This is a genomic window from Streptomyces humi (assembly GCF_001005085.2).
Lineage (GTDB): Bacteria > Actinomycetota > Actinomycetes > Streptomycetales > Streptomycetaceae > Streptomyces > Streptomyces humi.
This window is the reverse complement of record NZ_LBMU02000100.1, coordinates 46834-72223: the sequence shown is the minus strand read 5'-3', so window position 1 is coordinate 72223 and position 25390 is coordinate 46834. Positions and strand designations below refer to the sequence as shown.

21 protein-coding genes are annotated in these 25390 nt (G+C 70.9%); 1 reads left to right on the top strand and 20 read right to left on the bottom strand.

The window, feature by feature from the left end; genetic code table 11:
* Nucleotides 1-62 precede the first annotated feature (62 nt).
* From AAW13_RS38330 to AAW13_RS38315, 4 genes are all read right to left on the bottom strand, one after another.
* A complete protein-coding gene (locus AAW13_RS38330) occupies nucleotides 63-533 on the bottom strand; it encodes a GNAT family N-acetyltransferase (RefSeq protein WP_046729543.1) in 471 nt (156 codons plus the stop codon).
* Nucleotides 530-1474 (bottom strand): RluA family pseudouridine synthase, encoded by a 945-nt coding sequence (locus AAW13_RS38325; protein ID WP_046729542.1) that lies wholly within the window; start codon nucleotides 1472-1474, stop codon nucleotides 530-532. Before AAW13_RS38325 ends, AAW13_RS38330 begins: the two co-directional genes overlap by 4 nt.
* A gap of 121 nt (nucleotides 1475-1595) precedes the next feature.
* Nucleotides 1596-2204: a signal peptidase II gene (lspA, locus tag AAW13_RS38320; protein WP_046729541.1), complete on the bottom strand. Its 609-nt coding sequence runs from the start codon at nucleotides 2202-2204 to the stop codon at nucleotides 1596-1598.
* A gap of 67 nt (nucleotides 2205-2271) precedes the next feature.
* Nucleotides 2272-3213, bottom strand: coding sequence for a TraR/DksA family transcriptional regulator (locus AAW13_RS38315; RefSeq protein WP_046729540.1), 942 nt, complete (start codon nucleotides 3211-3213; stop codon nucleotides 2272-2274).
* 602 nt (nucleotides 3214-3815) lie between these two features.
* Between AAW13_RS38315 and ileS the strand changes: the two genes are divergently transcribed.
* Nucleotides 3816-6953, top strand: a complete 3138-nt coding sequence (ileS, locus tag AAW13_RS38310) for an isoleucine--tRNA ligase (RefSeq protein ID WP_046729539.1) — start codon at nucleotides 3816-3818, stop codon at nucleotides 6951-6953.
* Between the two features lie 497 nt (nucleotides 6954-7450).
* Here the strand turns inward: ileS and AAW13_RS38305 are convergent, their stop codons facing one another.
* The 16 genes from AAW13_RS38305 to rsmH all read right to left on the bottom strand — a co-directional run bounded on the left by AAW13_RS38305 (nucleotide 7451) and on the right by rsmH (nucleotide 25380).
* Nucleotides 7451-8719 carry a DivIVA domain-containing protein gene (locus tag AAW13_RS38305; protein ID WP_046729538.1) on the bottom strand — a complete coding sequence of 423 codons (1269 nt, stop codon included), beginning with the start codon at nucleotides 8717-8719 and terminating at the stop codon, nucleotides 7451-7453.
* A 56-nt stretch (nucleotides 8720-8775) separates the two neighbouring features.
* Nucleotides 8776-9060: a YggT family protein gene (locus tag AAW13_RS38300; protein ID WP_046729537.1), complete on the bottom strand. Its 285-nt coding sequence runs from the start codon at nucleotides 9058-9060 to the stop codon at nucleotides 8776-8778.
* A 50-nt stretch (nucleotides 9061-9110) separates the two neighbouring features.
* Nucleotides 9111-9752, bottom strand: a complete 642-nt coding sequence (locus AAW13_RS38295) for a cell division protein SepF (protein WP_046729536.1) — start codon at nucleotides 9750-9752, stop codon at nucleotides 9111-9113.
* 126 nt (nucleotides 9753-9878) lie between these two features.
* On the bottom strand, nucleotides 9879-10598 hold the full coding sequence (locus tag AAW13_RS38290; protein ID WP_046729535.1) for a YggS family pyridoxal phosphate-dependent enzyme: 720 nt from the start codon (nucleotides 10596-10598) through the stop codon (nucleotides 9879-9881).
* Nucleotides 10599-10604: 6 nt separating this feature from the next.
* On the bottom strand, nucleotides 10605-11333 hold the full coding sequence (gene pgeF / locus AAW13_RS38285; protein WP_107483509.1) for a peptidoglycan editing factor PgeF: 729 nt from the start codon (nucleotides 11331-11333) through the stop codon (nucleotides 10605-10607).
* Nucleotides 11334-11343: 10 nt separating this feature from the next.
* Entirely contained in the window at nucleotides 11344-12540 is a 1197-nt protein-coding gene (gene ftsZ, locus AAW13_RS38280) for a cell division protein FtsZ (RefSeq protein ID WP_046729534.1), read from the bottom strand.
* 279 nt (nucleotides 12541-12819) lie between these two features.
* Nucleotides 12820-13614, bottom strand: a complete 795-nt coding sequence (locus AAW13_RS38270) for a cell division protein FtsQ/DivIB (RefSeq protein WP_071659821.1) — start codon at nucleotides 13612-13614, stop codon at nucleotides 12820-12822.
* Between the two features lie 29 nt (nucleotides 13615-13643).
* Nucleotides 13644-14732, bottom strand: coding sequence for an undecaprenyldiphospho-muramoylpentapeptide beta-N-acetylglucosaminyltransferase (murG, locus tag AAW13_RS38265; RefSeq protein ID WP_046729532.1), 1089 nt, complete (start codon nucleotides 14730-14732; stop codon nucleotides 13644-13646).
* A gap of 6 nt (nucleotides 14733-14738) precedes the next feature.
* Nucleotides 14739-16094, bottom strand: a complete 1356-nt coding sequence (ftsW, locus tag AAW13_RS38260) for a putative lipid II flippase FtsW (RefSeq protein WP_046729531.1) — start codon at nucleotides 16092-16094, stop codon at nucleotides 14739-14741.
* A 66-nt stretch (nucleotides 16095-16160) separates the two neighbouring features.
* Nucleotides 16161-17603, bottom strand: coding sequence for a UDP-N-acetylmuramoyl-L-alanine--D-glutamate ligase (gene murD, locus AAW13_RS38255; RefSeq protein ID WP_206306351.1), 1443 nt, complete (start codon nucleotides 17601-17603; stop codon nucleotides 16161-16163).
* The gene (mraY, locus tag AAW13_RS38250) at nucleotides 17585-18655 is read right to left on the bottom strand and encodes a phospho-N-acetylmuramoyl-pentapeptide-transferase (protein ID WP_046729529.1); all 1071 of its coding nucleotides are present in this window, start codon (nucleotides 18653-18655) and stop codon (nucleotides 17585-17587) included. Before mraY ends, murD begins: the two co-directional genes overlap by 19 nt.
* Entirely contained in the window at nucleotides 18655-20082 is a 1428-nt protein-coding gene (locus AAW13_RS38245; protein ID WP_046729528.1) for a UDP-N-acetylmuramoyl-tripeptide--D-alanyl-D-alanine ligase, read from the bottom strand. Before AAW13_RS38245 ends, mraY begins: the two co-directional genes overlap by 1 nt.
* A 28-nt stretch (nucleotides 20083-20110) precedes the next feature.
* Nucleotides 20111-21640 carry a UDP-N-acetylmuramoyl-L-alanyl-D-glutamate--2,6-diaminopimelate ligase gene (locus AAW13_RS38240; protein WP_046729527.1) on the bottom strand — a complete coding sequence of 510 codons (1530 nt, stop codon included), beginning with the start codon at nucleotides 21638-21640 and terminating at the stop codon, nucleotides 20111-20113.
* Nucleotides 21641-21817: 177 nt separating this feature from the next.
* The gene (locus tag AAW13_RS38235; protein ID WP_046729526.1) at nucleotides 21818-23797 is read right to left on the bottom strand and encodes a peptidoglycan D,D-transpeptidase FtsI family protein; all 1980 of its coding nucleotides are present in this window, start codon (nucleotides 23795-23797) and stop codon (nucleotides 21818-21820) included.
* A 5-nt stretch (nucleotides 23798-23802) separates the two neighbouring features.
* Entirely contained in the window at nucleotides 23803-24381 is a 579-nt protein-coding gene (gene ftsL / locus AAW13_RS38230; protein ID WP_046734230.1) for a cell division protein FtsL, read from the bottom strand.
* A gap of 42 nt (nucleotides 24382-24423) precedes the next feature.
* A complete protein-coding gene (gene rsmH, locus AAW13_RS38225; RefSeq protein ID WP_071659818.1) occupies nucleotides 24424-25380 on the bottom strand; it encodes a 16S rRNA (cytosine(1402)-N(4))-methyltransferase RsmH in 957 nt (318 codons plus the stop codon).
* Between the last annotated feature and the right edge of the window lie 10 nt (nucleotides 25381-25390).

The window sequence follows — 25390 nt, the reverse complement described above, 5'->3', positions numbered from 1 at the left end:
GCTCCGGGAGTCGACGATCACACGGCAGGCCTCAAGCCTGCCATGCCGCCCACGAGGCCCGCCTACAGCGCGCGGCGCATCCCCTGGTGCGGAATGCCCGCCTCCTCGTACTCCGGCCCGTACGGCAGGTACCCCAGCCGTTCGTAGAAGCCCAGTGCGTGGGTCTGCGCGTGCAGGTCGACCGCGGTCAGGCCACGCGCGCGTGCGGCCTCCTCGATGGCCCGGACCAGGGCCACGCCGACGCCGAGGCCACGGGCCCTCGCGTGGACCGCGAGCCTGCCCAGGGAGCCGAGGGACGGGTCGCCGCCGGTCTTCTCCGCGGCCGTCTCGCCGTACAGCAGCCGGCCGGTGCCGAGCGGTACGCCGTCCGCGTCGACCGCGAGCACGTGCAGGGCCGTGGCGTCGTGGGCGTCGTACTCCAGGTCCTGCGGTACGCCCTGCTCGACGACGAAGACCTGCTTGCGCACCGCGAAGCACGCCTCCAGGTCGGCGGGGTCCTCGGCGACCCGCACCTGGTAGCCGCGGGTGCTCATCCGTACGTCTCCTCACGGACCTGGTCCAGCGCCTTTTGCAGGTCGGCCGGGTAGTCGCTGGCGAACTCGGCCCACTCGCCGTCCCCGGGGTGCTCGAAGCCGAGCCGGACGGCGTGCAGCCACTGGCGGGTCAGGTGCAGCCGCTTGGCGAGGGTCGGGTCGGCGCCGTAGGTGAGGTCGCCGACGCAGGGGTGGCGGTGGGCGGCCATGTGGACGCGGATCTGGTGGGTGCGGCCGGTCTCCAGCTTCACGTCGAGCAGGGAGGCCGCGCGGAACGCCTCGATGAGGTCGTAGTGGGTCACCGAGGGCTTGCCGTCGGCCGTGACCGCCCACTTGTAGTCGTGCTGGGGGTGGCGGCCGATGGGGGCGTCGATGGTGCCGCTGGTCGGGTCGGGGTGGCCCTGCACCAGCGTGTGGTAGCGCTTGTCCACCGTGCGCTCCTTGAACTGGCGCTTCAGGGACGTGTAGGCCCGCTCCGACTTGGCGACCACCATCAGGCCCGAGGTACCGACGTCGAGGCGGTGCACGATGCCCTGGCGCTCGGCGGCGCCGGAGGTGGAGATCCGGTAGCCGGCCGCCGCCAGACCGCCGATCACGGTGGGTCCCGTCCAGCCGGGAGAGGGGTGCGCGGCCACGCCGACCGGCTTGACGATCACCACCACGTCGTCGTCGTCGTGGACGATCTCCATGCCCTCGACGGGTTCCGCGACGATCTGCACGGGCGCGGGCGCCCCCGGCATCTCGACCTCCAGCCAGGCCCCGCCGTGCACCCGCTCGGACTTGCCGACCACCGAGCCGTCGACCTGGACCTTGCCCGCCGCGGCCAGCTCGGCCGCCTTGGTGCGGGAGAAGCCGAACATGCGGGAGATGGCGGCGTCGACGCGCTCGCCCTCCAGGCCGTCGGGCACGGGCAGGGTTCGGATCTCGGGAAGCGTGCTCACCCGTCGAGTATGCCGGACCGCACCGACAGCCCCGTACGCCAGCCCGACGGCCCGCCCCGGGCCCCGGTCAGTCCTAGCGCCCCGGTCAGCCCTTCTGCCGCGGCCAGCCCTTCTGCCCCGGTCAGTCCTTGTGGACGGTCCCGTCCGGGTCCAGGCCCCGGAAGGACAGCAGCACGATCAGGACGCCGCCGCAGACGATCGCCGAGTCGGCCAGGTTGAACACCGCGAAGCCCCTGGGCGCGATGAAGTCCACGACCTGGCCCTCGAAGACCCCGGGGGAGCGGAAGATCCGGTCGGTGAGGTTGCCGAGCGCGCCGCCCAGCAGCAGGCCCAGGGCGACCGCCCACGGGAAGCTGTAGAGCTTGCGGGCCAAGCGGAAGATGACGACGATCACGGCCGCCGCGATCAGGGTGAAGATGATCGTGAAGGCACCGCCGAACCCGAAGGCGGCGCCCGGGTTGCGGATCGCGTGGAACTCCAGCCAGTCGCCGATGACCTCGATCGGCGCGTGGTGTTCCAGCTTGGCGACCACGATCATCTTGCTGACCAGGTCGAGGGCGTACGCGAAGGCGGCCACCGCGAACAGCACGGCGATCCGGCGCCCGCGCCCGGGCCGTCGTCCGTCCGGGGCCGGCTGCTGATCCGGGCCGGCCGGACCGGGCGTCGCCGTCCGCTCGCCGCCGTCGTCCGGGGTGTCCGGCGTACCGATGATGCGCTCCGCCTCTGCCACGTGAGTCCCTCAACCTAGGTGCCTGCCTCGGGACGAGACTACGGCACGCCCCACGCGCCCCCGGTGCTCAGTAGCGGCGTTCCTGCTTCTGCTTGCACTCCACGCACAGGGTGGCCCTCGGGAAGGCCTGCATCCGGGCCTTCCCGATGGGGTTCCCGCAGTTCTCGCAGAGTCCGTAGGTACCGGCGTCCAGCTTCTGAAGGGCCAGCTCGGTCTGTTCGAGCATCTCGCGGGCGTTGGCGGCCAGCGCCAGCTCGTGCTCGCGCGTGATGTTCTTGGTGCCGGTGTCGGCGTCGTCGTCGCCGGCGCCGTCCCCGGAGTCCCGCATCAGGCCGGCCAGGGCGCTCTCGGAGGCCTCGATCTCGGCGCGCAGCCGCATCGCCTCGGTCATCAGCTCCGTGCGCGCCTCGGCGACCTCCTCGGGCGTCCAGGGGTCCTCGCCCGGACGTACCGCGAGCTCGCCCGGCGCCGCCGTGGCGACCCGGGCCTTGGGAACGGCGGTCTCCGCCGCAGTGGCCGTGCCAGGGGTCTTCTTCGCAACCACCGTCGTGGCTCCCGTCTGCTTCGCGGCCCGCGCCGCGCCCGCTTTCTTGGCCGTGCTCTTCTCGGCCGTGCTTGTCTTGGCCGTGCTCTTCTCGGCCGTGCTTGTCTTGGCCGTGCTTGTCTTCGCCGTGCTCTTCTTGGCCGTGCTCTTCGCCGCGGTCTTCGTCGCCGCGGTCCTGGACGCGCCCTTCCCCGACTTCTCCGACTTCCCCGACTTCTCCGCGACGTGCCCGGCCGCCGCGGCCGGTTTCTCCGCCGCCGTCCCAGCCGCCTTCACGGCCGTCCCGTCCGCCGCCTCCTTGCCGGAAGCCTTCCCGGCCGTCGCCTTCTTCACCGGCGTCTTCTTCGCGGCCGCTTTCTTCGCCGCCGTCTTCCTGGCGGGGCTCTTCCCACCCGGCTCGGAGGCGGTCGCGCCTGTGGACCGGCCGGACGCCGACTGCTGAACGGCGGTCTTCTTCGCCACCATGGCCGCGGCCCCTTCACATATTGTGATCTTGCACGCGAATCGTGCTGGGACGATAAATCGACTCGAGTCCCGCGGCAACGGGGCACGCCGCCCGATCCGCCTGCCCCGCACCCCCCACGCAGCAGGTATGCATCCGTTGTGCCCAGCTCCCCACCCGGTAATCCGCCGAGCCGGACATCCCAGGATGCGAACACGCGTACCAGGCCATTCGGGTCATCTCGGCGGGCGCGCGGGCGTGCGCGACCGGGGCCCGGAAATCGGGTCGGCCGCCGTCCGTGCGGCGCCGTACACTGGGCGGAGCGAGAAGCGTGGATGGGGACGAGTAGCGGCGTACGCAGCCCAGAGCGACCCGGGGACGGTGGAAGCCCGGGGGCCGGCGCGACGTGAAGATCACCCCGGAGCCACCGGAAGAAAGCCGCAGCTGAGAAGCAGGGGCGAGTAGAACCGGTTTCGCGAACCCAATGAGGGGGCTCACCGGCGCGTACGGCGTCCGGGGGGCCAAGGAGGGTGGTACCGCGGGAGCGCGCCGCACACGGCGTCCGCAAGACAAGGCTCTCGTCCCTCCGACGGAAGGCAGCAAGTCCGTTGGAGGAAGCTCGCAGATGACAGCGCCGACGTACCGCCAGGTACCCGCCCAGGTCGACCTGCCCGCCCTCGAGCACGCCGTGCTCGACTTCTGGCGCGAGCAGAAGATCTTCGCCAAGACCCTGGAGCAGTCCGAGGGCCGCCCCGAGTGGGTGTTCTACGAGGGCCCGCCCACCGCCAACGGCATGCCCGGCGCGCATCACATCGAGGCGCGCGTCTTCAAGGACGTCTTCCCCCGCTTCCGCACCATGCGCGGGTACCACGTGGCCCGCAAGGCCGGCTGGGACTGCCACGGCCTGCCCGTGGAGCTGGCGGTCGAGAAGGAACTCGGCTTCAGCGGCAAGCAGGACATCGAGGCGTACGGCATCGCCGAGTTCAACGCCAAGTGCCGTGAGTCGGTGACCCGCCACACCGACGCCTTCGAGGCGCTGACGACCCGCATGGGGTACTGGACCGACCTCGACGACGCCTACCGCACGATGGACCCCGAGTACGTCGAGTCGGTCTGGTGGTCGTTGAAGACGATCTTCGACAAGGGCCTGCTGGTCCAGGACCACCGCGTCGCCCCCTGGTGCCCGCGCTGCGGCACCGGCCTGTCCGACCACGAGCTGGCGCAGGGTTACGAGACGGTCGTCGATCCCTCCGTGTACGTCCGTTTCCCGCTCACCTCCGGTCCGCTCGCCGGCCAGGCCGCGCTCCTGGTGTGGACGACCACCCCGTGGACCCTGGTGTCCAACACGGCGGTCGCCGCGCACCCCGAGGTCACCTACGTCGTCGCCACCGACGGCGAGGAGCGGCTCGTCGTCGCCGAGCCGCTGGTCGCCAAGGCGCTCGGCGAGGGCTGGGAGACCACGGGCCAGACCTTCACCGGCGCCGAGATGGAGCGCTGGACGTATCAACGTCCGTTCGAGCTCGTGGAGTTCCCGGAACCGGCGCATTACGTCGTGAACGCCGAGTACGTCACGACCGAGGACGGTACGGGTCTGGTCCACCAGTCCCCCGCCTTCGGTGAGGACGACCTCAAGGTGTGCCGCGCCTACGGCCTGCCGGTGGTGAACCCGGTCCGCCCGGACGGCACCTTCGAGGAGGACGTGCCGCTGGTCGGCGACGTCTTCTTCAAGAAGGCCGACGAGAAACTCACCGAGGACCTGGCGCAGCGCGGCCTCCTCTTCAAGCACCTGCCGTACGAACACAGCTACCCGCACTGCTGGCGCTGCCACACCGCGCTGCTCTACTACGCGCAGCCGTCCTGGTACATCCGCACCACGGCCGTCAAGGACCGCCTGCTCCAGGAGAACGAGAACACCAACTGGTTCCCGGACACGGTCAAGCACGGCCGGTACGGCGACTGGCTGGACAACAACATCGACTGGGCGCTGTCCCGCAACCGCTACTGGGGCACCCCGCTGCCGATCTGGCGCTGCGCGGACGACCACCTCACCTGCGTCGGCTCGCGCGCGGAGCTGACCGCGCTGACCGGCACCGACCAGTCGGAACTGGACCCGCACCGTCCGTTCATCGACGACGTCACCTTCGCCTGCCCGCAGTGCGCGCAGCAGGCCACGCGCGTGCCGGAGGTCATCGACGCCTGGTACGACTCGGGTTCGATGCCGTTCGCGCAGTGGGGCTACCCGCACAAGAACAAGGAGCTGTTCGAGAGCCGCTACCCGGCGCAGTTCATCTCCGAGGCCATCGACCAGACGCGCGGCTGGTTCTACACGCTGATGGCGGTCGGCACGCTGGTCTTCGACAGGTCCAGCTACGAGAACGTGGTCTGCCTCGGCCACATCCTCGCCGAGGACGGCCGCAAGATGTCCAAGCACCTGGGCAACACCCTGGAGCCGATCCCGCTGATGGACCGGCACGGGGCGGACGCGGTGCGGTGGTTCATGGCGGCCGGCGGCTCGCCGTGGGCGGCCCGCCGGGTGGGCCACGGCACCATCCAGGAGGTCGTCCGCAAGACCCTGCTGACGTACTGGAACACGGTGGCCTTCCAGGCGCTGTACGCCCGTACGTCGAACTGGGCGCCGTCCGCGGCGGACCCGGCCCCGGCCGACCGTCCGCTCCTGGACCGCTGGCTGCTGTCCGAACTGCACGCCCTCACCGACCAGGTGACGCAGGCGCTGGAGGCGTACGACACCCAGCGGGCCGGCAAGCTGCTGTCCGCGTTCGTCGACGACCTGTCCAACTGGTACGTCCGCCGGTCGCGCCGCCGCTTCTGGCAGGGCGACAAGGCCGCGCTGCGCACGCTGCACGAGGTCGTGGAGACCGTCACCAAGCTGATGGCCCCGCTGACCCCGTTCATCACCGAGCGGGTGTGGCAGGACCTGGTGGCACCGGTGACCCCGGGCGCGCCGGAGTCGGTGCACCTGGCGTCCTGGCCGGAGGCGGACCTGTCCGCGATCGACCCGGAGCTGTCCAGGCAGATGGTCCTGGTACGACGGCTCGTGGAGCTCGGCCGGGCCACGCGCGCGGAGTCGGGTGTGAAGACCCGGCAGCCGCTGTCGCGGGCGCTGGTCGCGGCGGTCGGCTTCGACGCGCTCGACAGGGAGCTGCACGCGCAGATCACCGACGAGCTGAACGTCTCGTCGCTGGCGTCGCTGTCCGACGTGGGCGGCTCGCTGGTGGACACCACGGCCAAGGCCAACTTCCGGGCGCTCGGCAAGCGGTTCGGCAAGCGGGTGCAGGAGGTCGCCAAGGCGGTCGCCGCGGCGGACGCGGCCGCGCTGTCGCTGGCGCTGCGCGAGGGCACGGCGTCGGTGGAGGTCGAGGGCGAGACCGTGACGCTCGCCCCGGACGAGGTGATCATCACGGAGACGCCTCGTGAGGGCTGGTCGGTGGCGTCGGACTCCGGTGCGACCGTGGCACTCGATCTGGAGATCACGGAGGAACTGCGGCAGGCGGGCCTCGCGCGGGACGCGATCCGGCTGATCCAGGAGGCGCGCAAGAACAGCGGCCTGGACGTGGCCGACCGGATCTCGCTCCGGTGGGTCTCGACGGACCCGGCGGTGATCGCCGCGCTGGCGGAGCACGCTGCGCTGATCGCCGACGAGGTGTTGGCGACCGACTTCTCCCAGGGCGAGGGGGATGACGGGTACGGCGCTCCCTTCACCGACGAGGGGCTCTCGCTGACGTTCCGCCTGCGCAAGGCGTAGCGGCCGGGCTGTTCGAGCTGCGCAAGGCGTAGCCGCCGGCCTTTTTCGAGAAGGGGCCCGGTCTCCACGATGGGGACCGGGCCCCCTCGTATGTGCCCGTCGGAGCAGGTGCCGTGCGCGGTTCCGCGCGCCCCTTCAAACCACCCGCCCCCCACGCCTAACCGTCGGAGCAGGTGCCGTGCGCGGTTCCCCGCGCCCCTTCAAACCACCCGCCCCCCACGCCTAACCGTCGGAACAGGTGCCGTGCGCGGTTCCACGCGCCCCTTCAAACCACCCGCCCCCCACGCCCACCCGTCGGAGCAGGTGCCGTGCGCGGTTCCGCGCGCCCCTTCGAGCGATCCCGCTCTCACGCCTGCGGGTCGGAGCGCTTGCCGTGCGTGGTTTCCCGCGCGCCTGGTGGGGCGCAACGCGCGTAAAAAGGGCGGGGCCCCGGATCGGAATCCGGGGCCCCGCCCTTTGGTGCTCTGCCGACGGCTACGCGCGCTACGCGCCCGCCGTCAGTTGTCGTCCTCGTCGATGAGGAAGCCGCGCATCGGGGACGGCGCCTGGCCCATCGGAGAGGGGCCCTGCGGACGTACCGGTGCCATCGGCTGGGTCATCGCCGGCGTCATCTGCTGCTGGCCGCCGTAGGACGGGCCGGCGGGCGACGGGCCGCCGCCCATGGGCGGGTTGCCGCCGTAGGACGGAGCGCTCGCGCCGGCCGGAGCCATGGAGGGCGCCGGGGACGGCGGGAGGGAAGCGGCGGCCGGGGTGCGCGGCGGCGCCAGGGAGTCGTCGGCCTGGGTCTCCAGCTGACGCAGCTGGGACTCGAGGTACGACTTCAGACGCGTGCGGTACTCGCGCTCGAAGCCGCGCAGGTCCTCGACCTTGCGCTCCAGCGTGGCGCGCGCGGACTCCAGGGAGCCCATGGCGACGCGGTGCTTCTCCTGCGCGTCCCGCTCCAGCGCGTCCGCCTTGGCACGGGCGTCACGCTCCAGACCCTCGGCGCGGCTGCGGGCCTCGCCGACGATCTTGTTGGCCTCGGAGCGGGCCTCGGCGATCGCCTGGTCGGCGGTCTGCTGGGCCAGCGAGAGGACTCGGGCGGCGCTGTCGCCGCCGGGGCCCTGACCGGGGCCGCCCATCGGACCACCCATGGGGCCGCCCATCGGACCGCCCATCGGCTGCTGCTGCATGGGGGGCTGACCGCCCATCGGACCGGGGCCCATGCCCTGGCCCATCGGACCGGGACCCTGGCCCATGCCCTGGCCCATACCCGGACCCTGGCCCATCGGACCCTGACCCATCGGACCCTGACCCATGGGGCCCTGACCCATCGGGCCGGGACCCTGCGGACCCTGGCCACTGGGACCGGCCGGCAGCTGCGGGGCACCGCTCGGCAGCTGCGGGGGCCCACCCATGGGGCCACCCATCTGCTGCTGCGGCGGGCCCGATATGCCGGCGGGCACCGGAGCGCCGGGACCTCGCATGCCCTGCTGCGGCATACCACCCTGCTGCGGCATACCACCCTGCTGGGGCATTCCGCCCTGCTGCGGCATGCCGCCCTGCTGGTCCGGCTCCGGGGGCTTGCGCATGTTCTGCTGGTTCTGGGCGGCGGCGCGGGTGGCCGCGGCCAGTTTGGCGCGCAGGTCCTCGTTCTCGCGGAGCAGACGGGTCAGCTCGGCTTCGACCTCGTCGAGGAAGGCATCGACCTCGTCCTCGTCATAGCCTTCTCGGAGGCGGACGGTCGTGAACTGCTTGTTCCGCACGTCCTCGGGGGTCAACGGCATCTCTTCACCTCAACGTAGTCGTCGGCGTTCGGCAAGACGGTAGGTCACATCGCTCATCACAGCCGACCAACGATCGCGATCAGGATGTAGACGATGATCATCAGTACGAAGAAGGACAGGTCGAGCGCCACGCCCCCGAGACGCAGCGGCGGGATGAACCGCCGCAGAAGCTTGAGCGGTGGATCGGTGACAGTGTAGGTGGCCTCAAGTACGACCACCATCGCCTTGCCGGGTTGCCATGAGCGGGCGAACTGGAACACGTAGTCCATGACCAACCGGAAGATGAGCACGATGAGGAAGCACATCAGCGCGATGTAGATCACATCCAGGAACACGCTCATGATCCGTGCTTCCCTCTCCCCTGTTCCGTGCTTCGTACCGGTGTTGCGTCTCAGCTCTGGTTGAAGAACCCGCCCTCTGCGATGCGGGCCTTGTCCTCCGCCGTGACATCGACGTTAGCAGGAGACAACAGGAACACCTTCTGCGTCACCCGCTCGATGCTGCCGTGAAGACCAAACACCAAACCAGCCGCAAAGTCGACAAGTCGCTTCGCGTCTGTGTCATCCATCTCAGTCAGATTCATGATCACCGGGGTGCCCTCACGGAAGTGTTCCCCGATGGTACGGGCCTCGTTGTAGGTCCGGGGGTGAAGCGTGGTGATCCGGTAAGGCTCTCGTTCCGACACGACCTTGGGCATGATCACCGGTGCGTTCTTCTCCAGACTTGCGCGTTCTTGTGTGATGGACACCACGGGGCCGATACGCGCCGGGCGCCCGGATTCCGCTGACACGGAAGCGGAATGCGACACCGGTTCGCGCGGTGGGGACGGCTGCACCACTCGTACCGAATCGTCCCTTTGGGGCTGGTGTGCACTGTGGGACTGGTGCGACGGCTCGTGCCGCCGGTGGTCCCGCTCGGGCTCCGGGTCCAGTTCGGGCTCGAAGTCGTCGTCAGGGTCGAATCCGCGGCCGTCGTAACCATCGTCCTCCACGAGGCCGAGGTAGACCGCCATCTTGCGCATCGCGCCGGCCATGCTCTGAGTCCTCCGCTCTGTGGTGGATCGGTGACGACTGCCAAGTCCCGCGATCCACGAGGCCGTTGCGCCCACATCGGGCGACATTGACCATATTTTCTGCTGTGGTCCGACTTCTTGGCGACGTTACCCGAGCCTGGGGCGGACTCCGAGTACCGCAGTGCCGACGCGTACATGTGTCGCCCCGGCGGCCACGGCGCCCTCGAGGTCCGCACTCATCCCTGCGGAGACCATGTTCGCAGCCGGATGGGCTCGGCGCAGGTCAGTCGACAAATCCATCAACCGCTCGAACGCCGCCCGCGGACGCCCCGCGTACTCCCCGGTGAGCGGGGCGACGGTCATGAGCCCGTCGAGCCGCAGGCCCGGCGAATTGGCGACCAGGTCGGCCAACTCTTCGATTCCGCCCGGCGCCACACCACCGCGCTCGCCGCGTCCGCTCGCACCCGCGTCGAGCGCGACCTGGAGCAGGCACCCCACCTCGCGCCCGGCCCGCTCCGCCTCCTTGGACAGCGCGTCCACGAGCCGGGAACGGTCCACGGACTGCACGAGATCCGCGTAACCCACCACGGATCGCACTTTATTGGTCTGCAACTGACCGACGAAGTGCCAACTGAGGGGCAGATCCGCACACGCGGCGGCCTTGGGGGCCGCGTCCTGGTCACGGTTCTCGGCGACCTGGCGGACCCCGAGCTCCGACAGGAGCCGCACATCGTCCGCCGGATAGGTCTTGGTGACCACGATCAGGGTCACCTCTTCGCGCTTGCGCCCGGCCGCCGCACAGGCGGCGGCGATGCGCTCCTCCACTTTCGCCAGGTTTCCGGCGAGTTCGGTCCTACGGTCCGTCATGCCCCATCAGTCCAGCCACACATAGCCCGCGAGCCGCCCGGTGGTGCGGTCGCGGCGGTACGAGAAGTGATCCACCGACTCCAGCGTGCACACCGGCGACTGCGCCCGATCCCGCACCCCGGCGCGCGCGAGCTGTGCGTGCACGCCCGCGCTGACGTCGACCGCGGGAGTGCCCCAGCCGGTCTCGGCGTACGCCGTCGGCTCGACGGCGGCCACCTCGGCGCGCATGGCCTCCGGCACCTCGTAGCACCGCCCGCACACGGCCGGTCCGGTGCGGGCGACGATCCGGGCCGGGTCGGCGCCGAGTTCGGTCATGACCCGGACGGTGGCGGGGACGACCCCGGCGACCATCCCGGGCCGGCCCGCGTGCGCGGCGCCCACGACGCCGGCGACCGGGTCGGCGAGCAGGACCGGCGTGCAGTCGGCGGTGAGGACGGCGAGGGCGAGCCCGCGGCGCGCGGTGACGACCGCGTCGACCTCCGGCACCGGCCGTTCCCCCCACGGCTCGTCCACGACGGTCACGTCGTTCCCGTGCACCTGGTTCATCCAGACCACCCGGCCGGCGTCCAGGCCGAGCGACTTGGCGGCGATCTCCCGGTTGGTCCGTACCGACCCGGGGTCGTCGCCGACCGCCCCGCCCAGGTTGAGCTCCTCGTACGGAGCGGCGCTCACCCCGCCCCACCTGTCGGTGAAGGCGAAGTGCGCGCCGCTCACGGTCTCGCGCTGTGCTGTCACGTCGTAAGGATCACTTGAGGAAGTCCGGTACGTCCAGTTCCTCGGCCGCGCTGTCCGCGTAGGAGCGGGACGGCGGGACCGGCGGGGCGACCGGGATGTCGGCCACCGGCTCGGGGGCCGGCTCCGGCTCCTCCTTGGGGGTCACGCTGCCCAGCGAGCCGAAGGAGGGGCGGGACTCCGGCTGCCGCGCCGGGGCGGGCTCCTCACGGCGCGCGGAGGCCGAGGACGAGCCGAGGACGTTGTCCCGGCGGGCCGGGGGCTGGCCGCCGTCGAAGCCGGCCGCGATCACGGTGACCCGGACCTCGTCGCCGAGGGCGTCGTCGATGACCGCGCCGAAGATGATGTTGGCCTCGGGGTGGGCGGCCTCGCTGACCAGCTGGGCGGCCTCGTTGATCTCGAACAGGCCGAGGTCGGAGCCGCCGGAGATGGAGAGCAGGACGCCCCGGGCGCCGTCGATGGAGGCCTCCAGGAGCGGCGAGGAGATCGCCATCTCGGCGGCGGCCACCGCGCGGTCGTCGCCGCGGGCCGAGCCGATGCCCATGAGGGCCGAACCGGCCTCGGACATGACCGACTTGACGTCGGCGAAGTCGAGGTTGATCAGGCCGGGGGTGGTGATGAGGTCGGTGATGCCCTGGACACCGGAGAGCAGGACCTGGTCGGCCGACTTGAAGGCGTCGAGCACCGAGACCTGGCGGTCCGAGATGGACAGCAGCCGGTCGTTCGGGATGACGATGAGGGTGTCGACCTCTTCGCGGAGTTCGGCGATGCCGTCCTCGGCCTGGTTGGCGCGGCGCCGGCCCTCGAAGGTGAAGGGGCGGGTGACCACGCCGATGGTGAGGGCGCCGAGGGAGCGCGCGATGTTGGCCACGACGGGCGCGCCGCCGGTGCCGGTGCCGCCGCCTTCACCGGCCGTCACGAAGACCATGTCGGCCCCCTTGAGGACCTCCTCGATCTCCTCGCGGTGGTCCTCGGCGGCCTTGCGGCCGACGGCCGGGTTGGCGCCGGCCCCGAGTCCGCGGGTGAGTTCACGGCCGACGTCGAGCTTGACGTCGGCGTCGCTCATCAACAGCGCCTGCGCGTCGGTGTTGATGGCGATGAACTCGACGCCCTTGAGGCCGACCTCGATCATCCGGTTGATGGCATTGACACCACCGCCGCCGACACCGATGACCTTGATGACTGCGAGGTAGTTCTGCGGTGCTGCCACGTCGAAGGCCTCTCGCCTCGAATTACGTTGCCGTCTCCGTGCGGTGTTCCCGCGCGGGACGGCGGATGCCGAATGGGACGGTCCGTAGCGCCGACCCGAACCCTAACCCTGAAGTTTAGGGTTACCAGTGTGTCTGTTCCCTGGAGTCTTCTGAACAGGACACTAAGTCGACAAGTGGCGCCCGTTCAACGAACACGCCGAACCTCCCGTTTTTCTTTTCACCCTATGTGATCAGCCGTAGCAGTGCCCAACCAGGGTGCTGGCCTGCGCTGATGTGCGTCAACTCGCCGATGACGCAGGGGCGGTGGGAACGCTCACATCGAAGTGCCGCGCACCGGCAGCCGCTTTCATCAGCGCGGTGAGCGTGCGCGCCTTGGCCGCGCCGTTCTCGGCACTGCCCCACTGCACGACGCGGCCGCCGGTCAGCAGCAGCGAGATGTCGTCGTAGGAACGGACCTTGAGGGTCCTGGTGTCCCTGCGGACCGCGGCCGGAATGTCACCCGCGATCGCGACCGCCTCCCGCACCAGGCGTTCGGTACCGAACCGGCGCAGGCTGGCGGTGGCGGAACCCGGCCGGGCGAGGCTCAGTTCCAGTGCCGGAGCACCTTTCGGCGCCTGCGAAACCGTGGCGAAACGGACGCCTTCCTTGTCCACTTCGGTGAATTTTCCACCCTTTGCGATGAGCAGAACCGGCGTGCGTTCAATGACTTTCAGCCCGATTCCGTGGGGCCAGGAACGAACGACGTCGACCTCGTCGATCCGGGGCAGTTCCCGGCGCAGCCGGGCCTCGATGCCGTCGGTGTCGACGGAGACCATCGGCGCCCCGACGGGGACCGCGGCGGCCGCGAGGACCTGCTCCGGCGTCAGAACGGCCGTACCGGAGACGGAGACATGCCGTACACGCAGCCACGGGGAGCCGTACAGCAGCCAACCGGAACCGCCGCCGAGGAGCAGCAGCAGGACGGCCAGGATGACGATCACACGAAGGCGGCGCTTCCTCAACACCCTTGCGGGCGGCGGGCCGGACGACTCCTGCTGGCGTTCACCGCGCTCGGCGGTGGTCGGTCCGGCCACGCTGCTCACTCGCCTTTCGTCATACGGTCCTACCGGCTCGAGGCGATCGCCTCGTACACCATGCCGACGAGCAGGTCGTCGGCGTCCCGGCGGCCGAACTCGCTTGCCGCACGGGACATCTCGTACAGCCGGTGCGGGTCGGCGAGGACGGGCAGCACGTTCTGCTGCACCCACTCCGGGGTGAGTTCCGCGTCGTCGACCAGCAGGCCGCCGCCGGCCTTGACCACCGGCTGCGCGTTCAGCCGCTGTTCGCCGTTGCCGATGGGCAGCGGGACGTAGGCGGCCGGGAGCCCGACGGCGGAGAGTTCGGCGACGGTCATCGCGCCGGCGCGGCAGAGCATCATGTCGGCCGCGGCGTACGCGAGGTCCATCCGGTCCAGGTAACTTACCGGGATGTACGGGGGCATTCCCGGCATCTGGTGCACCTGTGGCAGTTCGTTCTTCGGGCCGACCGCGTGCAGGATCTGGATGCCCGCCTGCTGGAGCCAGGGCGCGACCTGCTGGACGACCTCGTTGAGCCGCCGGGCGCCCTGCGAGCCGCCGGAGACCAGCAGCGTGGGCAGGTTGGGGTCGAGGCCGAAGCGGTGGCGGGCCTCCGGGCGGGCGGCGGCGCGGTCCAGGACGGAGATGGAGCGGCGCAGCGGGATGCCGATGTAGCGGGCGTCACGCAGCTTGCTGTCGGGCGTGGAGACGGCGACCCTGGCCGCGTACCGGGAGCCGATCTTGTTGGCCAGGCCGGGGCGGGCGTTGGCCTCGTGGATCACGATCGGCACCCCGAGGCGCTTGGCGGCGAGATAGCCGGGCAGGGCGACGTAGCCGCCGAAGCCGACCACGCAGTCCGCCTTGGTGCGCTCCAGGATCTGCTCGGCGGCCTTGATGGTGCCGCGCAGCCGGCCGGGGACGGTGATCAGTTCCGGGGTGGGCTTGCGGGGCAGCGGCACCGCCGGGATCAGCGCCAGCTCGTAACCGCGCTCCGGTACGAGCCTGGTCTCCAGGCCGCGCTCCGTGCCCAGGGCCGTGATCCCCACGGTGGGGTCCTGCCTGCGCAGGGCGTCCGCGAGGGCGAGCGCGGGCTCGATGTGGCCGGCGGTCCCCCCACCAGCGAGTACGACATGCACCGAAATTCACCGCTCTCCGGACGAGCGCGCCACCGGGGCGCGCCGTCGCATCGTGTTCCATCTCCGGGGTCCGCGAGGACCCCCGGCTCCCCGCTTTCTACCAAAGCGGGGTTGCCGCATCGCAAGCGCCGCCCGCGCAGCGGGCTCGTCGCGCGCGAAGGCGATCAGCAGCCCGATGGCGAACATGGTCGGCAGCAGGGCGGAGCCCCCGTAGGAGAACAGCGGGAGGGGGACGCCGGCGATCGGCAGCAGGCCGAGCACCGCACCGATGTTGATCACCGCCTGGGCGGTGATCCAGGTGGTCACGCCTCCCGCGGCGTACCTCACGAAGGGGTCCTCCGTGCGTCCGGCCACGCGGATACCCGCATAGCCTAGAGCCGCGAAGAGGGCCAGTACCGACAGCGTCCCCGCCAGGCCCAGTTCCTCACCGGTGACGGCGAAGATGAAGTCGGTGTGGGCTTCTGGCAGTTGGCCCCATTTTTCCACACTCGCGCCCAGTCCCGAGCCGAACAGCCCGCCACTGGCCAGGGCATAGATGCCGTGCACCGCCTGCCAGCAGTCGGCGACCCCGGTCTTCGGCTCGGTGGCGCCGATGCAGGCGAGCCGGGCCATCCGGTTGGGGCTGGTCTTGATGAGGATCACCCCGAGCAGGCCGGCGATCGACAGCACCCCCGCGAACAGCCGGGTCGGCGCCCCGGCCAGCCACAGCACGCCGAACAGGATCGCGGTCAGGATGATCGCGGTGCCCATGTCGCCGCCGAGCATGATCAGCCCGAGCAGCAGGAAGCTGACCGGGACCAGCGGCACCAGCATGTGCTTCCACTGGGTCAGCAGCCGCTTCTCCTGTTTGCGCGCCATCAGGTCGGCGCCCCACAGCACCAGGGCGAGCTTGCCGAACTCGCTGGGCTGGATCTGGAAGGAGCCGCCCAGCGAGATCCAGTTCTGGTTGCCGTTGACCGACATCCCTATCCCCGGTACCTGCACCAGCACCATCATGAAGACGGCACCGGCGAGGATCGGATAGGCGAGCGCGCGGTGCAGCTTCACCGGCATCCGGGACGCGACCAGCAGCAGCACCCCGCCGATGCACGCGGCCAGGAACTGTTTGCGGAAGAAGAACGACCCCGGCAGCGACATCTGGAGCGCGGTGATCTGGGAGGCCGAGTAGACCATCACCAGACCGAGCACGATGATCAGCAGGCTGCCGCCGAGGATCAGGTAGTACGCGGTGAGCGGCCGGTCCCAGGCCCGGTGGGCGCGGGTGTAGAGCCGCCGCAGCGGGTTCTCGCGCGTCGTGCGGGAAGCGGCGGGCCTGCGCGCCGCCCGCTGCACGGGCGGGCGGCCGGTGCGGCTACCGGGCATCAACGCCTCCGCTGATCGTCGACCGTCGCACGCGTCCCTCCCAAGGTCGCCCGGCAGGCGGCCGGGTCAGGCGCCGAGTTCGCGAACGGCCTGGGCGAACGCGTCACCGCGCTGGTTGTAGTTGGCGAACATGTCCATGGAGGCACAGGCGGGTGCGAGAAGCACCGTGTCTCCCGGGACGGCGAGCCGCCGGGCCTCCTGGACCGCCGCGAGCATCGCCCCAGTGTCGGTCCGGTCGAGGTCGACGACGGGTACTTCCGGCGCGTGTCGCGCGAGGGCGTCACGGATGAGGGCGCGATCGGCGCCGATCAGCACCGCGCCGCGGAGCCGCTTCGCCGACCTGGCGACCAGTTCGTCGAAGGTGGCGCCCTTCGCCAGACCGCCCGCAATCCATACGATCGGTTCATATGACGCCAACGAGGCTTCCGCCGCGTGCGTGTTGGTGGCCTTGGAGTCGTCGATGTACGCGACCCCGTCCACGTCGGCGACGTGCGCGATGCGGTGGGCGTCCGGCGAGAAGTTCCGCAGCCCGTCGCGGACGGCCGTGGGCGGAACCCCGAAGGCGCGCGCGAGGGCCGCCGCGGCAAGGGCGTTGGCGATGTTGTGCGGGGCCGGCGGGTTGACGTCGGAGACCTCGGCAAGCTCCTGGGCGTTCTTCTGCCGGTTCGCCACGAAGGCGCGGTCGACCAGGATGCCGTCCACGACACCGAGTTGGGAGGGTGCCGGGGCGCCGAGGGTGAAGCCGATCGCGCGGCAGCCCTCCGCCACGTCCGCTTCGCGGACCAGGTCCTCCGTGAGCTTGTCGGCGACGTTGTACACGCAGGCGACCTGGTTGCCCTCGTAGATGCGGCCCTTGTCTGCCGCGTAGGCCTCCATGGAGCCGTGCCAGTCGAGGTGGTCGGGGGCGAGGTTCAGCACGGCCGCCGAGTGGGCGCGCAGGGAGGGCGCCCAGTGCAGCTGATAACTCGACAACTCGACGGCCAGCACGTCGTACCGCTCGTCCCCGAGGACCGCGTCGAGCAGCGAGACGCCGATGTTGCCGACGGCGGCCGTGCGCAGGCCCGCCGCCTTCAGGATCGACGCCAGCATCTGGACGGTGGTGGTCTTGCCGTTGGTGCCCGTGACGGCCAGCCAGGGGGCCGCGTCGGGGCCCCGGAGCCGCCAGGCCAGCTCGACATCGCCCCAGATGTCGACGCCGGCCTCGCGGGCGGCCTGGAACAGCGGCTTGTCGGGCTTCCAGCCGGGCGCGGTGACGATCAGTTCGGTGCCCTCCGGCAGGGTCGCGCCGTCACCGAGCCGGACCGTGACGCCCAGCGCCTCCAGTTCGGCGGCCTGCTCGCGGGCGCGGGCGTCGTCGCCGTCGTTGACGACCGTGACGACCGCCCCGCGCGCGTGCAGCACCTTGGCCGCCGGGACCCCGGAGACGCCGAGCCCGGCGACGGTGACGTGCTTGCCCTGGAACCCTGAAGGACCGGTAGGCACCGTGGAGGTCACTTGTCCGCTGCCCATCCTGCGTAGAAGAGGCCCAGTCCGACGATCACACAGATGCCCTGGATGATCCAGAAACGGACCACCACAAGTACCTCGGACCAGCCCTTGAGTTCGAAGTGGTGCTGGAGCGGCGCCATCCGGAAGACGCGCTTCCCGGTGAGCCGGAAGGAGCCGACCTGGATGACCACCGACATGGTGATGAGGACGAACAGGCCGCCCATGATGGCCACGAGGAGTTCGGTGCGGGACAGGATCGCGAGGCCGGTGAGGACACCGCCGAGCGCGAGCGAACCGGTGTCACCCATGAAGATCTTGGCCGGCGAGGTGTTCCACCACAGGAAGCCGAGGCAGGAACCCATCAGCGCGGAGGCGATGACCGCGAGGTCCAGCGGATCGCGCACCTCGTAGCAGGCGTTGGGGTTGGTCAGTGTCGTCGCGTTGGCGCAGGACTCCTGGAACTGCCAGACGCCGATGAACGTGTAGGCGCCGAAGACGAGCACCGAGGCACCGGTGGCGAGGCCGTCCAGACCGTCCGTCAGGTTCACGCCGTTGGACATCGCCAGGATCATGAAGAGCGCCCAGACCACGAACAGCACCGGGCCGATGGACCAGCCGAAGTCCGTGATGAACGACAGCTTGGTGGAGGCCGGGGTGTTCCCGCGGGCGTCGGCGAACTGGAGCGAGAGCACCGCGAACGCGATGCCGACGATCAGCTGGCCGGCCATCTTCGCCTTGGCCCGCAGACCCAGCGAACGCCGCTTGACGATCTTGATGTAGTCGTCCAGGAAGCCGACCAGGCCCATCCCGCACATCAGGCCGAGCACCAGCAGGCCCGAGTAGGTCGGGGTGTAGCCGGTGATCACCTTGGACAGGAAGTAGGCGGCGACCGTCGACAGGATGAAGGCGATACCGCCCATCGTCGGCGTACCGCGCTTGCTGGCGTGCTCGCGCGGGCCGTCGTCACGGATGTACTGGCCGTAGCCCTTGCGGGCGAGGAGCTTGATCAGCAGCGGGGTGCCGATCAGCGTCAGGAAGAGACCGATGACACCCGAGAAGAGGATCTGCTTCATCATCGGGCATCAACACCCTCGGCACCGGACTCCAGGAGCGCCTGCGCAACGCTCTCCAGGCCCACCGAACGTGACGCCTTCACGAGTACGACGTCCCCCGGGCGCAACTCGCTGCGCAACAGGTCGACCGCCGCCTGTGCGTCGGACACGTGCACCGACTCCTCACCCCACGAACCCTCGTTATATGCGCCCAGTTGCAGCCAGGAGGCTTCCACTCCCCCGACGGCGACGAGCTTGCCGACATTGAGCCGGACGGCTAGCCGTCCGACCGCGTCGTGCTCGGCGAGCGCCTCGTCCCCGAGCTCGGCCATCTTGCCGAGCACCGCCCACGTGCGTCCCCCCTTTGCCTGTGAGGCTGTGCCCATGGCCGCGAGCGCGCGCAGCGCGGCTCGCATGGACTCGGGGTTGGCGTTGTAGGCGTCGTTGACGATGGTCACGCCGTCCGGGCGCTCGGTGACCTCCATACGCCAGCGGGAGAGGGAGCCCGCCTCGGAGAGCGCGGTGGCGATCTCATCCACGGACATGCCCAGCTCATGGGCGACGGCGGCCGCGGCGAGCGCGTTCGACACGTGGTGCTCACCGTACAGGCGCATGGTCACATCGCTTGCACCGGAGGGTGTGTGAAGGCTGAACGCGGGCTGTCCCGTGTCCGTGAGTCGTACGTTCTCGGCGCGTACGTCCGCTTCGGCCGACTCTCCGAAAAGGACCACCTTCGCCTTGGTACGGGAGGCCATGGCCCGGACCAGCGGGTCGTCCGCGTTGAGGATCGCGGCGCCGCCCTCGTCGGCCGACGGCAGCGCCTCCACCAACTCGCCCTTGGCCTGGGCGATCTGCTCCCGGCCGCCGAACTCCCCGATGTGGGCGGTGCCGACGTTGAGGACCAGGCCGATCCGCGGGGGCGTCAGGTCCGCCAGGTAGCGGATGTGCCCGATGCCGCGGGCGCCCATCTCCAGCACCAGGAACCTCGTCTCCTCGGTGGCGGACAGGGCGGTCAGCGGCAGCCCGATCTCGTTGTTGAGGGAGCCCGGCGTGAACACGGTCGGCGCCTTGGTGCGCAGCACCTGGGCGATGAGGTCCTTGGTACTGGTCTTGCCGGCCGAGCCGGTCAGCGCCACGAGGGTCGCGCCGAGCCGTCGTACGACATGACGGGCCAGGGCGCCGAGGGCGGTCTGGACGTCGTCCACGACGATCGCGGGCACGCCGACGGGACGCGACGCCAGTACGGCGACCGCGCCCTGTGCGACGACCTGGGCCGCGAAGTCGTGGCCGTCCACGCGTTCGCCCACGAAGGCGGCGAACAGGCTGCCCGGTCCGGCCTCCCGGGAGTCCCGGACGACCTCCCCGGTGACCTGGACGGACGGATCCGGTATGTCGTGCGTCTGCCCGCCGACGACTGCTGCGATCTCGGCGAGAGAGAGGGCGATCACAAGTTCATCCCCTGGGTCTTCTGGATTTTCATCCCTGGGTTTTCCGGATGGCTTCGCGAAGCACCTGGCGGTCGTCGAAGGGACGGATCACGCCGGCGATGTCCTGGCCCTGCTCGTGGCCCTTGCCTGCGACCAGCACGGTGTCGCCGGGGTGCGCCCGGGCGACGGCGGCCTCGATCGCGGCGGCCCGCTCCTCGAAGAGCAGCACCTCGCCGCGCTCGTGGGCGGGCACCGCGGCGGCGCCTTCGAGCATGGTCGCGAGAATGGCGAGGGGGTCCTCGGAGCGGGGGTTGTCGGAGGTCAGTACGGCCGTGTCGGCGAGCCGGGCCGCGGCGGCGCCCATCGGGGCGCGCTTGGTGCGGTCGCGGTCGCCGCCGCAGCCGAGGACGATCAGCAGCCGGCCCTTGGTGACCTTGCGCAGGGCCCTGAGGACGGACTCGACGGCGTCCGTCTTGTGCGCGTAGTCCACGACCGCGAGGTAGGGCTGTCCGGCGTCCACGCGCTCCAGGCGGCCCGGGACCCCGGGAACGGCGGCGACGCCGTCGGCGGCGGTCTGCGGTTCGATTCCCGCGGCGGCGAGGGCGACGATCGCGGCGAGGGTGTTCGCCACGTTGAAGGGCCCGGGCAGCGGCGACTTGGCGGCGATCCGGACGCCCTCGGGCCCGACGACGGTGAACGTGGAGTCCATCGGCCCGATGTGGACGTCGGTGGCGCGCCAGTCGGCGTCCGGATGGCCCTCGGCCGAGTAGGTGACCACCGGGACGGTGGCCTCCCGGGCGAGCCGGCGGCCGTACTCGTCGTCCACGTTGACCACGCCCCGCCTGCTGCGCCGCGGGGTGAACAGCTGCGCCTTGGCCTGGAAGTAGTCCTCCATGCCGGAGTGGAACTCCATGTGTTCCGGGCTGAGGTTGGTGAAGACGGCGATGTCGAAGACACAGCCGTCGACCCGGCCGAGGACCAGGGCGTGGCTCGAGACCTCCATGGCGACCGCCTCGACCCCCCGCTCGCGCATGACGGCGAACAGGGCCTGGAGGTCGGTGGCCTCGGGGGTGGTGCGCTCGGACTTGATGCGCTCGTCGCCGATGCGCATCTCGACCGTGCCGATGAGGCCGGTGTTGCGGGTCGACTTCAGGCCACCCTCGACCAGGTAGGCCGTGGTGGTCTTGCCCGAGGTGCCGGTGATGCCGATCTGGAGCAGATCGCGGCCGGGCCGGCCGTAGATGGTGGCCGCGAGTTCGCCCATCCGCGCGCGCGGGTCGTCGACGACCAGGACCGGCAGGCCGGTCGCGGCGGCCCGCTCGGCCCCCGTCGGGTCCACCAGTACGGCGACCGCGCCCAGGCCGGCGGCCTGGGTGACGAAGTCGGCGCCGTGCGCGCGGGCACCCGGCAGGGCGGCGTACAGGTCGCCGGGGCGGACCGCGCGTGAGTCATGGGTGATGCCCGTGACCTCCACGGCGTTGTCCGCGCGGTCCGGGACGGCGGTCCCCAGCTGATCGGCGAGCTCCGCGAGGGGTGTGGCGGGGTTCTGAACCGGTCGTGGCGGCCCCGGATATGTCACGGAAACGCCCTTCTGGGTGGTTTGGGACTGATCAGCGTGTGGCACGGCGGTGAGCGTACCGGGCGTACCCGCTCCGGGGCGAAGTGAGGGGCGCCGGGCGCCGGGGTTGCCGGGATCGGGGGTGATCGTTGTCACGGGCTCGTTCCTGGTGGTCTGTGCGCGGTGCTGCGGCGCTGATCAGGGCTTGTAGTCGACGGGCAGGTTCGCCGCCTTGGCGCCGGTGGGCGGGATCTGGAGGGTCTTGAGGGCGAACTCCATCACCTGCTTGTAGATCGGGCCGCAGATCTGGCCGCCGAAGTAGCTGCCGGCGGTGGCGTTCTGGATGGCGCAGTACACGGTGATGCGGGGCTTGTCCGCGGGGGCGAACCCGGCGAAGGACGAGGTGTAGCCGCGGTACCTGCCGGTGGCCGGATCCACTCGGTTGGCGGTGCCGGTCTTGCCGGCGACGTTGTAGCCGGGGATGGCCGCCTTGGCGCCGGTGCCCTGCTCGTCGTCGACGACCGACTCCAGCATCCCGGCCAGGGTCGTTGCGGTCTTCGCGCTGACCACGCGGGACTTCCTGGGCTGGGCGGCCGGGGTGAAGCGGCCGTCGGCGCCCTTCGTGCCACGGATCAGGGTCGGGTCGACGCGGACCCCGCCGTTGGCGATCGTCGAGTAGACGGAGGCCGCCTGCATGGCGTTGATGGAGAAGCCCTGGCCGAAAGGGATCGTGTACTGCTGCGAGGTCGACCACTTGTCCGGGGCGGCCAGGATGCCCTTGGTCTCGCCGGGGAAGCCGAGCCCGGAGTAGCTGCCGATGCCGAACTTGCGCAGGTACGAGTAGAGGACCTGGTTGGCCTGTTCCTGGGTCTTGCCGAGCTGGCCGGCGGCGAGGATGGTGCCGATGTTGCTGGACTTGGCGAGCACGCCGTTGAGCGTGAGGTACCAGGTGGCGTGGTCGACGTCGTCCTTGAAGAGCCGGTCGCCGCGGTGCAGCCGGTTGGGCACCACCACGTGGGTGAGGGGGGTCGCGGCGTTCCGTTCCAGGACGGCCGCCACCGACATGACCTTGGCGGTGGAGCCGGGCTCGTAGGCGTCCTGGAGGGCCGCGTTGCCCATCGCCTCGGCGTCCGCCGTCGACAGGTCGTTCGGGTCGAAGCCGGGCGAGTCGGCCATGGCCAGGATCTGACCGGTCCGGGTGTCCTGGACGACCACGTAGCCGCGGTCCGCCTTGGACTTCTTGACCTGCTCGGTGATGGCGTTCTGGGCGGCCCACTGGATGTCACGGTCGATGGTGAGCTCCACGTCGGTACCGGGCACCGCGGGCGTCTCGGTGGACGCCACGGTGGGCACCTCGCGGCCGCCGGACTGGGCGTAGCGGATCTTGCCGTCCTTGCCGGAGAGCTCCTTGTCGAGCTGCTGCTCGATACCGCCGCCGCCCTTGCCGTCGGCGTTGACCCAGCCCAGTATCCCGGCGGCCAGGTCGCCGTTCGGGTACACCCGCTGGCTGCTGGGGTCGGCGAAGACGCCGGCCAGCACGTTGACGGTGTTGTTGTCGGTCCCGGCCTTGGTGGTGAGCGCGGCCTTCAGGTCCTTGATCTGCTTCCAGACCTGCGGGGTCTGCCGGGTGGCGAGCCGGACGTAGCGCAGCTCCCTGTTCTCCGGCCGGAGCAGCTTGACCAGGTCGGCCTGGGTCTTGCCGAGGATCGGGGCGAGCAGCGCGGCGGCCTGCTCGGGGCCGTCGTCCACCTTGAGCTGCTTGCTGGTGAACATCGTCGGGTCGGCGGTGATGTCGTACGCGTCCTCGCTGATCGCGAGGGCCACGCCGTTGCGGTCGGTGATCCCGCCGCGCTCGGCGGTCAGGGTGTGCACCACGTAGCGGTTCAGCTCGGCCTTGGCCGCGTAGGCGCTGGCGTCGACGGCCTGCACCTGGAGCAGACGGCCGACGAAGACGAGCAGTACGAGGGTGAGGGCGAGGCCGACCATGCGCAGCCGCGGCCGGGGGCTGCCGAGGCGCAGCGGGGGCTGGGCCGGGGCACGGGACGCGCTCGGGCGGCGCACCGGGCGGGCACCGGGTCCGGGCTGCCGGCGGACGGCGCCCCGGGGATCGCGGGGGTCCCGGGGGCGGGGCGGCTTGGCGGGGCCGGGCACACGGCGGCGCGGTTCCCTGTCGGACACTTCCGTCACCTGCCGGGGGTCGGGGTCGGGGGGGTCACGGGCGTGGGGGCGGCGGTGTCCGTCAACGGCACGGAGGCGGTGTCCGTCGGCGTCTCCGTCGGCGTGTCCGTCGGTGTGCCCACAGAGGCCCCCGGGGTCTGTGACGGGCCGGCGGCGGACGGCACGCGGAGGGCCTCGGGGGCGAGCGGCCGGGTGCCGTCCGCCGTGGCCCCGAGCAGGGCGGCGGGACTCGGGACGCCCTTCACCGTGCCGTCCGGGTCCAGGAAGACCGGGTCGCCGCCGGGCACCATGCCGAGCTCGCGGGCCCGGCGCTGGAGCGCGTCGGGGGCCGAGTAGGCGTCGATGTCCCGCTGGAGGGCCTGTTCCTCGTCGGTGAGGTTCTTGGTCTGCTTCTGGAGGTCGTCGAGTTTGAACGAGCCCTCGCTGAGCGCCGAGTTCAGCACCAGCAGACCGATCAGACCGCCGCCGAGGAGCAGGACGACGAGCAGCACGAACGGGGTGCGGGCGGCCTGGTTGCCCCGGCCGGCCGGAAAGAGCCGGGCGAGACGGGCGGCCCGCCCCTTCAGCTCGGGTTTCCTACTCACGTGTCCTCCGGAGGGTCCGGACGTCCCGCTCGCTCACGCCGCTCATTCAATGGACTCCCTGATGCGCTGGGCGCCACGAAGACGCGCGGGCGCGGCCCGGCGGTTCTCGGCGACCTCTTCCTCGGTGGGAAGTTCGGCACCGCGCGTGAGCAGCTTGAGCCGGGGCTGGTACTGCTCGGGCACCACCGGCAGCCCGGGCGGCGCGGTGGAGGCGGCGCCGGCCGCGAACACCTGCTTGACCAGCCGGTCCTCGAGGGAGTGGTACGACAGCACGGCGATCCGTCCGCCGACCGCGAGGGCCTTGACGGCGGCCGGGATCGCCCGTTCCAGGACCGCCAGTTCACCGTTGACCTCGATCCGCAGTGCCTGGAAGGTGCGCTTGGCCGGGTTGCCGCCGGTGCGCTTGGCGGCCTGCGGCAGCGCGTCGCGGATCAGCTCGACGAGCCGGGCGCTGTTGCTGAACGGCTCCTTCTCACGCTCCCGGACGATCGCCGACACGATCCGCTTGGCCTGCTTCTCCTCGCCGTAGGCATAGAGGATGCGGACCAGGTCACCGGGCGGGTAGGTGTTGAGGACCTCGGCGGCGCTCATGCCGGTCGTCTGGTCCATCCGCATGTCCAGGGGCGCGTCCTGGGCGTAGGCGAAGCCGCGGCCGGCCTCGTCTAGCTGCATGGAGGAGACGCCGAGGTCGAACAGCACGCCCTGCACGCGCGCGATGCCGAGGCGGTCCAGTACGTCGGGGAGCTCGTCGTAGACGGCGTGCACCAGGGTGGCGCGCTCGCCGAAGCGGGCGAGCCGCTCTCCGGACAGGCGCAGCGCCGCCGTGTCACGGTCCAGGGCGACCAGGCGGGCCTCGGGGAAGCGGGTCAGCAGCGCCTCGCTGTGGCCGCCGAGGCCGAGGGTGCAGTCGACGACCACGCTTCCCGGCGCCTCCAGCGCGGGTGCCAGCAGGTCCAGGCACCGCTGGAGCATCACGGGAACGTGTCGACTCTGACTCAAGGGGGCCTCT

Bases quoted from the DNA above. Each gene is read 5' to 3' on its own strand.
- AAW13_RS38330 (WP_046729543.1), bottom strand. From the start codon at position 533: ATGAGCACCCGCGGCTACCAGGTGCGGGTCGCCGAGGACCCCGCCGAC.
- AAW13_RS38315 (WP_046729540.1), bottom strand. From the start codon at position 3,213: ATGGTGGCGAAGAAGACCGCCGTTCAGCAGTCGGCGTCCGGCCGGTCC.
- ileS (WP_046729539.1), top strand. From the start codon at position 3,816: ATGACAGCGCCGACGTACCGCCAGGTACCCGCCCAGGTCGACCTGCCC.
- AAW13_RS38305 (WP_046729538.1), bottom strand. From the start codon at position 8,719: ATGCCGTTGACCCCCGAGGACGTGCGGAACAAGCAGTTCACGACCGTC.
- AAW13_RS38300 (WP_046729537.1), bottom strand. From the start codon at position 9,060: ATGAGCGTGTTCCTGGATGTGATCTACATCGCGCTGATGTGCTTCCTC.
- AAW13_RS38295 (WP_046729536.1), bottom strand. From the start codon at position 9,752: ATGGCCGGCGCGATGCGCAAGATGGCGGTCTACCTCGGCCTCGTGGAG.
- AAW13_RS38290 (WP_046729535.1), bottom strand. From the start codon at position 10,598: ATGACGGACCGTAGGACCGAACTCGCCGGAAACCTGGCGAAAGTGGAG.
- ftsW (WP_046729531.1), bottom strand. From the start codon at position 16,094: ATGCCCGGTAGCCGCACCGGCCGCCCGCCCGTGCAGCGGGCGGCGCGC.
- murD (WP_206306351.1), bottom strand. From the start codon at position 17,603: ATGGGCAGCGGACAAGTGACCTCCACGGTGCCTACCGGTCCTTCAGGG.
- mraY (WP_046729529.1), bottom strand. From the start codon at position 18,655: ATGAAGCAGATCCTCTTCTCGGGTGTCATCGGTCTCTTCCTGACGCTG.